The sequence below is a fragment of the Microcystis sp. LEGE 00066 genome, from assembly GCF_015207925.1.
Lineage (GTDB): Bacteria > Cyanobacteriota > Cyanobacteriia > Cyanobacteriales > Microcystaceae > Microcystis > Microcystis ichthyoblabe_A.
The window spans coordinates 1-8,756 of sequence record NZ_JADEVX010000177.1; the positions used below are offsets into that span (position 1 = coordinate 1).

10 protein-coding genes, 1 tRNA gene and 1 pseudogene are annotated in these 8,756 nt (G+C 39.9%); 8 read left to right on the forward strand and 4 right to left on the reverse strand.

Annotated elements, in window-relative coordinates; genetic code table 11:
- Together IQ224_RS19015 and IQ224_RS19020 are read right to left on the reverse strand one after the other, a co-directional pair.
- Positions 1-382 (reverse strand): transposase family protein (locus IQ224_RS19015; RefSeq protein ID WP_194033353.1); only part of this gene is annotated, 382 nt, incomplete at its 3' end.
- A gap of 210 nt (positions 383-592) precedes the next feature.
- Positions 593-766, reverse strand: a pseudogene (locus IQ224_RS19020) (IS1 family transposase); the annotation flags it as partial.
- A gap of 340 nt (positions 767-1,106) precedes the next feature.
- Between IQ224_RS19020 and IQ224_RS19025 the strand changes: the two are divergent.
- The 8 genes from IQ224_RS19025 (at position 1,107) to IQ224_RS19060 (ending at position 7,061) form a co-directional block, all read left to right on the forward strand.
- Positions 1,107-1,598: a DUF29 domain-containing protein gene (locus IQ224_RS19025; RefSeq protein WP_194033354.1), complete on the forward strand. Its 492-nt coding sequence runs from the start codon at positions 1,107-1,109 to the stop codon at positions 1,596-1,598.
- Positions 1,599-1,838: 240 nt separating this feature from the next.
- Complete coding sequence (locus IQ224_RS19030; RefSeq protein WP_002748971.1) at positions 1,839-2,738, forward strand: lysophospholipid acyltransferase family protein; 900 nt, start codon at positions 1,839-1,841, stop codon at positions 2,736-2,738.
- A gap of 141 nt (positions 2,739-2,879) precedes the next feature.
- Complete coding sequence (gene fabG, locus IQ224_RS19035) at positions 2,880-3,656, forward strand: 3-oxoacyl-[acyl-carrier-protein] reductase (protein WP_201261451.1); 777 nt, start codon at positions 2,880-2,882, stop codon at positions 3,654-3,656.
- Positions 3,657-4,042: 386 nt separating this feature from the next.
- Complete coding sequence (locus IQ224_RS19040; protein ID WP_002748975.1) at positions 4,043-4,810, forward strand: peptidase T1; 768 nt, start codon at positions 4,043-4,045, stop codon at positions 4,808-4,810.
- Positions 4,811-4,841: 31 nt separating this feature from the next.
- Complete coding sequence (locus tag IQ224_RS19045) at positions 4,842-5,579, forward strand: sulfite exporter TauE/SafE family protein (RefSeq protein ID WP_002748976.1); 738 nt, start codon at positions 4,842-4,844, stop codon at positions 5,577-5,579.
- A 119-nt stretch (positions 5,580-5,698) separates the two neighbouring features.
- The gene (locus IQ224_RS19050; RefSeq protein ID WP_002748977.1) at positions 5,699-6,118 is read left to right on the forward strand and encodes a M48 family metallopeptidase; all 420 of its coding nucleotides are present in this window, start codon (positions 5,699-5,701) and stop codon (positions 6,116-6,118) included.
- Positions 6,111-6,998, forward strand: a complete 888-nt coding sequence (locus IQ224_RS19055; RefSeq protein WP_002754507.1) for a M48 family metallopeptidase — start codon at positions 6,111-6,113, stop codon at positions 6,996-6,998. The genes IQ224_RS19050 and IQ224_RS19055 overlap by 8 nt, the downstream gene beginning before the upstream one ends.
- Positions 6,977-7,061, forward strand: a tRNA-Leu gene (locus IQ224_RS19060). Before IQ224_RS19055 ends, IQ224_RS19060 begins: the two co-directional genes overlap by 22 nt.
- Positions 7,062-7,841: 780 nt before the next feature.
- Here IQ224_RS19060 and IQ224_RS19065 read toward each other — a convergent pair.
- On the reverse strand, positions 7,842-8,312 hold the full coding sequence (locus tag IQ224_RS19065) for a PIN domain-containing protein (RefSeq protein ID WP_084989940.1): 471 nt from the start codon (positions 8,310-8,312) through the stop codon (positions 7,842-7,844).
- 203 nt (positions 8,313-8,515) lie between these two features.
- Positions 8,516-8,756: transposase (locus IQ224_RS19070; protein WP_194032751.1), on the reverse strand; the 241-nt coding region annotated here is incomplete at its 5' end.

Consider the following 8,756-nt stretch of genomic DNA (forward strand, 5'->3'; position numbering starts at 1 on the left):
TCTCTTCTTCCGTTACGTCATTTCTTCGGCTAACATTTAAAATATCTCCTTCTTTTAATTGTTCGAGTATATTCTCGGCTAGTCTTTTCGTATAGGTTCGTTTCTTGGCGACAAAATCTAACTCTTCGCTAAAGGGTTTCTGGCAATTACCGCACTTAAATTGACGACGATTAACCTGTAGGTACACTGGTTGACCTGAGATTGGTAAATCTTTGACTAAATGTCGATGATTTTGGTGGAGTTTATCGCTCTCTAACCCACAACGAGGACAGATTGCTTTTTTACTTTTCGATTCGATTCGGCAAACTATACCGATATTTTCTAGGTGTAGATAGCCTTGAATAGACGTTCCTTTTAGGTTCAAAAATTTGTCAAGTATCATAAGTAAAATACTCTGGTTTTTGGCTATTATATCAAATCTTAACTCGATTGTCTATCTTTTGATATTAACTTATTTGTGCCGTAAGTGTCTCCCTGTATAGATTTCAGCTACTTTTAGGCGTAGGTACTCTCATCGAATTTTATTTTAAGTTAATTATTTGCATAACAATTCCCGAAGAGCCGAAATTCGTTCGAGCAGGAGTTTATCAATTAATTGTTTGGTTTCGTCAGAGACGGTTTTATTAGTGGGATTGATTACAAACTGACGACCACATTCTTTACATTGACGTTTGGGTTTTCCATTATGTGTAGAACCATTTTTGATGGTATGATAAGAACCACATTTAGGACAACAAGATGTTGAAGTTTGTGAATCTTTTGTCAGAAGACAATATTCTAAATCTTCATCGTAATTTAACCAAAGCGCCAATTCAAGTTTGAATTGGCGAAGTTTAATTATCCAAGAGAAGATATTGATAAAAATAGCAATCATAAAAAGCAAATCTCCAATATTTATCAAGCAATTATTTTTATTAGTAAATATTCTACACGACTCAGTCCAGATAAGCAAGATGGCTTACCACTACTACCGAATCACTACCCCATCACAAACATGGCTAAAGAGGGAATAGCTGACTCTAGAGATTAATGACATCATCTGTTATGATAGGGTTAGCGATTACTATACAGCCAACGGAATCGCTTTAAGAACCGTAAACAATGCAATGAAAACTTTAAATCAGAATCCCTGGCAAGTAGAGGGAGGAGAAACCCTACCCCTACTTTACGAAATTGATCAACATCTTTGGTTAGAGGAAACAATAAAACTCCTCAAAGAAAATCGCTTAGATGAATTAGATGTAATCCATTTAATTGAGGAATTAGAAAGCTTGAGTAAAAGAGATAAAAACCGAGTCAGTAGCTTACTTGAACAAGTGATCAGGCATTTATTACTTTTACACTATTGGACAACAGAAGCAGAAATAAATCGGAATCATTGGCGAGCAGAAATTATCAGTTTTCGCACGCAATTAAGAAAATATTTAACGACGAATTTACAGAATTATTTAGCTGAGGAATTACCGATAATCTATCAGGATGCTTTCGATTATGTTCAACAAAAAACTGGTTTTTCTGGCGATTTTCCCTCAGAATGCCCTTACAGTTTAGAACAGTTATGGCTCTTCTCGACTTTGTGTGATAATTTTTGCTTATGAAATCGTGAAATGTTTACTGGGAAAGACTTTTAGGACTATTTTGTTAAATAAACTATCAGTATAGACCTCGTTTCCACACAGAAACCAGAAGAACCCAGTTATTAGATAAAAATTGGTTCAACTGTGAAGATTAGACATTAAAGATGATAGAATCATCAAGGAAAGCCGTTCTCAAACGATGGGGTTTTTAACCGAAATTTGCGATAATTAAGATGCGCTTAAATTATCAACTGGGCATCAATGCAGATTTTTAGTTCTTTTGTCTCATCTACGGCGACTTTTGCCGAATTATCCCTACAAGCAGCCAAGGCCCCTGTTGATACCCTCACCGGTTGGTCATTAGAGGATCGCGATCCGCAAGTGATCGAAAAATTTGTCCCCCTTCTGGATTGGTTTTATCACCATTATTTTCGCGTCGAAACCGATGGTTGGGAAAATATTCCCCCCTCAGGACAAGTATTATTCATCGGCTCCCATAACGGCGGTTTAGCGGCTCCCGATATGTTTATGATGATGTATGATTGGTTTCAACGCTTTGGCAGCGATCGCTTAGTCTATGGTTTGATGGATTCGCGAGTCTGGCGATTTTTTCCATCCCAAGCGCATCTAGTGGCCCAAATGGGAGCTATTCATGCTCATCCAAAAATGGCGATCGCTGCTTTGGATAGTGGCGCTAGTGTCCTAATTTATCCGGGAGGTGCTACGGATGTTTTCCGTCCCCACAGTTTAAGAAATAAAATTCATTTTGCCGGTAATCAAGCTTTTGTTAAACTAGCTTTACAGTACGAAGTGCCGATTATTCCCGCCATTTCCCACGGCGCTCACTCGACTCTGTTTGTCCTCGACGATATTTATCCTCAATTAAAAGAATTACATGAAAAGGGTATGCCTTGGCCTTTCGGTATTGACCCCGGTACCTGTCCCATCTATTTCGGTTTACCCTGGGGACTAGCTATCGGTCCCTTGCCGAATATTCCCTTACCCGTAGCGATACAGACGCGGGTTTGTCCCCCAATTATTTTTGAACGTTACGGCAAAAAAGCGGCCCGGGACCGCCGTTATGTACGCGAATGTTATGAGAAAGTCTGTTATTTGATGCAGCAACAACTCGATCAATTAGTGGCGGCCAATTGCCCCTGATACTATACAGGAAAGTGGGGACAGAGCGATCGCCATTGAGGATTGCTGCGGTCAGATTAACCCGCTTGTGAGATAATAAAGTGTTTTAAGCAAAGTTATCAGTACAAAGTTTTCTCTTGAGATTTGACGATTATTTGGGGAATGCAGAAAATTATGAAACTATTACCCGCAGAATACCAGCATTTACAAGACAAAGTAGCCATAGTAACCGGGGCCTCGCGAGGGATCGGTAAAGCGATCGCCTTGGAATTGGCCAGCCAGGGTGCTACTGTAGTGGTGAACTATGCTAAATCTAGCAGTGCTGCCGATGCCGTTGTTGAAGAAATTACCGCGGCCGGGGGAAAGGCAATAGCTCTACAAGCAGATGTGGCTAAAAGCGAAGAAGTGGATAATTTAGTAGATAGTGCCAAAGAAAAATTCGGTCATATTGATGTCTTAGTTAATAATGCCGGTATTGCCCGGGATACGCTAATGTTAAGAATGAAATTAGAAGACTGGCAAGCGGTCATCGATCTCAATTTAACCGGGGTTTTTCTCTGCACTCGCGCCGTCGGTAAATTGATGTTAAAACAGAAAAGCGGCCGCATAATTAACATCACTTCTGTATCTGGTTTGATGGGTAATCCCGGTCAATCTAATTACAGCGCCGCTAAAGCCGGTGTTATCGGTTTAACAAAAACTTTAGCCAAGGAATTTGCCAGTCGAGGCATCACTGTTAATGCCGTGGCCCCTGGCTTTATTGAAACTGATATGACTCATGACCTCAAAGCAGATGAAATTCTCAAATATATCCCCCTCTCCCGTTACGGAAAACCGGAAGAAGTCGCCGGAATGGTGCGTTTTTTAGCCGCAGATCCCGCCGCTATTTATATCACTGGTCAAGTCTTTAACGTCGATGGTGGCATGGTTATGGCTTAATTCAGTCATCAGTTATCAGTTATCAGTTATCAGATATCAGTTATCAGTTATCAGATATCAGTCATCAGTTATCAGTTATCAGTTATCAGTTATCAGTTATCAGATTAAAGTGATAAGTTTTAGGTTTTAAATGATATTATTCACCGAGCAGTTATCAGTGATTAGTTATCAGATTAAATTTTTAAGTTTTAAGCTTTAAATGATATTATTCACCGATCAATCTTCACTAATTACTGTTTACTAATTACTGTTTACTAATTACTGTTTACTAATTACTGTTTACTAATTACTGATTACTGATTACTGATTACTGATTACTGATTACTGTTTACTGTTTACTGTTTACTAATTACTGATTACTGTTTACTATTTACTGATAACTGAAAATGACTTACTGTTTAGGAATTATCAATCGTTTTGGCATTGTTATGGGGGCGGATTCTCGCACGAATGCGGGAGTCGATTATATCTCGGCCTATCGGAAATTATTTGACTTTTCGGTGTCGGGAGAAAGGGTAATTATGGTCTGCACATCGGGGAATTTATCGATTAGCCAAGGCGTGATTCACGAACTAAAAAGAGATCTGCACAATCAAGAGGATAAAAGTCTCCATTCTCTGACTCATCTCTACGATATGGCCCACTATATCGGTGATAAAAGTCGTCAAGTACAAGCTAGAGAAAGAACTTGGCTAGAACAAGATAATATTGATTTTCAATGTAACTTTATTCTTGGGGGACAAATTAAAGGAGAAGAACCGCAATTATTCCTGATTTATCCCCAAGGAAATCATATTCAAGCCACCAAAGAAACGCCTTTTTTACAGATAGGTGAAACTAAATACGGTAAACCGATTCTTGATCGCACCATTACCTATGATACACCCCTAGAGGAAATGGCTAAATGTGCCTTACTTTCCATCGATTCGACCATGAAATCGAATATTTCTGTCGGACCGCCTATCTATTTGAGTATGTATGAAGCTAATAGCCTAAGCCTACGTCATAAGTTACAATTGCGTCTAGGAGATCCCTACCTAGCCAAAATGCGGAAACTCTGGGAGGATTACGTCCGGCAAGCTTTCGAGGCTATGCCGAATGTGGAATGGCATTATACTGATGAAGACCCAAAAGAAGATATCATAATAGATTAAGTAACTCTTTGTGAATTAACTTTACAACTCGATGATCATTGTTACCTTGATGTTGGCAGGTAGTCTAGCTTGGTTTTTTAGTACCCTTGCTGGTGGGGGCAGCCCCCTGATTCTACTCCCCGTTTTAGGTTGGTTTCTCGATGCTGCCGTCATTCCTCCGGTTTTGACCACGGGGATGCTAATCGGTAATGTTCAACGCATGGGAATGTATTGGCGGGCCATTGACTGGCCCTCGACAGTGTGGTATTTACCCGGTGCAATTATGGGGTCCACCCTCGGCGCTTTTGTCTTTGCCCATTTACAATTCAAATGGTTGCCGCTAGTTTTGGGAATTTTTCTGGTTTTCTCCTCGCTTAAACAATTATTTCCCCAACAAGAAAATCTTTTTTTTGAGATTAAAACTTGGTATTTTATGCCCTCGGGATTTATCTACGCTTTCCTGTCAGGATTAGTCGGTAGTACCGGCCCGATGATGAACCTATTTTATATTAACTATGGGCTAGTTAAAGAACCAATGGTGGCAACGAAATCCGTTCACATGGTAGTAGTTCATGTGGCCAAATTAATCGCCTACGCAGCCTTTGGAGTTTTACATCTGCCTTTTCTTGGTTACGGTTTATTGTTAGGATTAGCAGCCTGGCCGGGCAATTGGTTAGGACAAAAAGTTTTAGAAAAAATGAGTCCCCAGCAATTTAAACAAGCAGTGATGTTATTCGTTTCGATGAGTGGCCTATTGATGATCTGGCGAGAACGCGGCATCGTCTTTTAAAATTTTGCTGACAAGGGGACAAATTTTGCTAGAATACTAAATAAAGGCAAATTGTACTAAAACAGTGTAATACGCCGATCACCGTTAGATTTGCTCCTTGATTAACCCCCTAGCTGAAAATGACAGAAATCGCCAATTTTACCCTCGAACAAGGTTTAGAACGCTACCAACAGGGAGAAAACGCTGCCAGCTTATTGCCCGAATTTAAAGAATTAAGCGATCGCAGTCCTAAAAATGCCGCCGTTTGGTCCTGTTTAGCTTGGTTATATATGCTCACCGATAAACCGGAATTAGCCCTAAAAGCCGCCCAAAAAGCCGTTAAACTTGATAAAGTTTCCCCCCAAAACCGGATCAATTTGGTTTTAGCTATGTTGGAAACCAAAACCGCCGGAGTTAGGGAACATATCGAACTGGTGCAACAATTAATTAGTTTAAACAAAGAAGTTCGACAAGAAGTGGATGAAAATATCGCCGATGGTTTAGCTAGAAAACCCGATTGGAAAAGTTTAGAACGCGTTAAAGTTTGGTTAAATGAATAAGAATATGGAATTATCAAAACAGTTATTACTAGGCTTAAAAGCCAATGATTTTCGGCATCCCATCGACCTAGAGGCGACTAACTCCCTTAAACAGTTGCCCGGTTTAGATATAGCCGTGAGAAGTTTGTTAGGTTCCGTCGCTGAGGAATTCTTTTACCTAAATAATATTGCTGCTAGTGTTTTGGTGGGGGAAAAACAATTACCCGACCTGCATAATCTCCTCCTAGAAGCTTGCCGAGTTCTCGACTTAGAACCACCTCAATTATACATTCAACAAAACCCCGTTCCTAACGCTTATACCTTCGCCATGCGCGGCAAAAAACCGTTTATGGTGATGCACACTTCCCTAATTGAAATGCTGACTCCCGCAGAAATTCAAGCGGTAATCGCCCACGAATTAGGTCATCTCAAATGTGAACACGGCGTTTATCTGACTTTAGCCAATATTATGGTCCTAGCGGCGGGATTGCTGCCCAATTGGGGGACAATGTTAGCACGATCCCTACAGGAGAGAATGTTAGCATGGGTGCGCTGCGCCGAGTTTAGTTGCGATCGATCCGCTTTATTGGCAGTTCAAGACCCAAAAATCGTCATGTCGGTGTTAATGAAGTTAGCCGGAGGTTCCCCCAGTCTCGCACCTTTATTAAATTTAGAGGCTTTTATCGATCAGGCCAAGTCCTACGATGCCGTCAGCGCCTCGGAAATGGGCGAAATGTTAAAGGGTTTGCAAACCCAACAGTTAACCCATCCCCTCCCCGTCCTGCGTGCGCGAGAAATCGATCGTTGGGCCAGTTCCCCCGATTATCACAATTTGTTAAAGGGGCCAAAAATGGGTTATAATGATAAAACTAATGCCAAGGGCGAATGGCGAAATTGGTAGACGCACCACACTCAAAATGTGGCGAGGCAGCCCCTCATGTCGGTTCGAGTCCGACTCCGCCCATTAAAATGACAAAAACCAAGCATAAGAATTTATGGTGCGTTACCGCAATTCTAACCTAGTGTCAGCATTCTTCCCTCGCTTTTAGCGATGGCATGAATGATGACCAGTATATAGACAATTCCCGAAAGCTGTGTTGTAATATCGGCATCCTGATTTGGAGAATAATCGATGTCAGAATACTCAAAACCTTTCGACAACATAAAAAAGACTAAACTGTTTAAGGATAATCAAGCTGGGGCAAGAGTAGGGCTGGCTGGTGGAGCTTGAGCAGCTATAGCCTTAGCAGGAATGTTACCATTTACAGCCCCTGTCTTAACTTTTTGCGGGCTTGGCGGGATGCTGGCCCGAATGATGACAGAACGCAGTATAAAAAAGGAGTTGACAAAATTACTGGTAAAAATAAATAATCCCATCAGACAAAATAAATAAAATTTTGGGATAATTAGGGATGAAATTACAGTTGTGATCATGGCATTTCTGGCGAGAACACTTGATGTTATTGGTTTGATTTGCTGTTAAATCTTTACTCCTGACAACGTACATTTTTAAAAGGGCTTCTTCTTGATTATTAATATTAATTTTGCTTAAAAATATTTGCTCTTTTGGTGTGGGCTTCCAAACAAATAGTCCTGTTTCTAAATTGGTCTGAAAGAAAGCATTGGCAAGAGATGTAATCACTAAATCAAAATCTGTTTCAATATGAAGGTATTCCTATCAATTTAGACCTTTTGTGTTCGGTAATTCGATTTGTAATTTTCCTACGCGAGAATGGGTATTTTTTCAAAAAAGATCAAGTTGAACGTCAAAAAAAGGTTTTCTAATTATTAAAGGAGGATCACCGATTTCTCCAGAGAGTTTCAGCAAGCCATCATCAAAAGTATCTAAAACATCCACTCTGGCTTTAATTGCCGTCGCCACATGAGTTGCATTTTTAGGTTTTAGTGCCTGATATTGCCACATCAATTCTCTGGCTAGTTCACCAACTTTTCTGTCCACATCATAAATATAAATCCACTCATGTCGGAAAAAATCTCTGATTTTTTCCTCACTTTCTTTAGGTAATTTTGGCTGTCCTTTTTCTAATTTCACCACTTCAATAAAAGTAAGAGCAGAAGTCACAATTATTACCTGACCATTTTCAGATGCTTTGAGAACAGAAATACAATCATTAATTTTATCCTTTTCATTTTTCAGGAAAGCTAAAAAAACACAAGAATCCCAGTAGTGTAGCTTTTTTGTTGGACGAATCACTTACTTCCTCCCCAAATTCCGATCATTTCCTCAATGGTAGGTAAATTTTTTTCCTGAGGAAAAAGATCAATTGACTCAACTTTAATCCCGATTTTTTCCCCATCTTCTCTAGAGGTAACTATCCCCGATACAGAGACTCTTTTTTCTAGATATTCTTTGATATTATCAAGTAAATTTGGCTCTTCGTTACTCTTTATGCTAAATCAACAGACAAGATGCCAAGATAACATACTTCTAACCCAAAAATTCCGAAAGTTTCTAAAGCCATAGCCTCTTCTTTTTATTAGTTTAAGTTTATTGTTGATTCCCTCGACCACCCCATTCGTTGTCCTTCGCTCGAAATAACTAATTATTTCTCCAAACCAGTTTCGGATTGTTTGACAACTCTTAGTAAAAACACTGGAGGATTTTGCCAACCATTCCGAGATGGATAACATTCCCTCT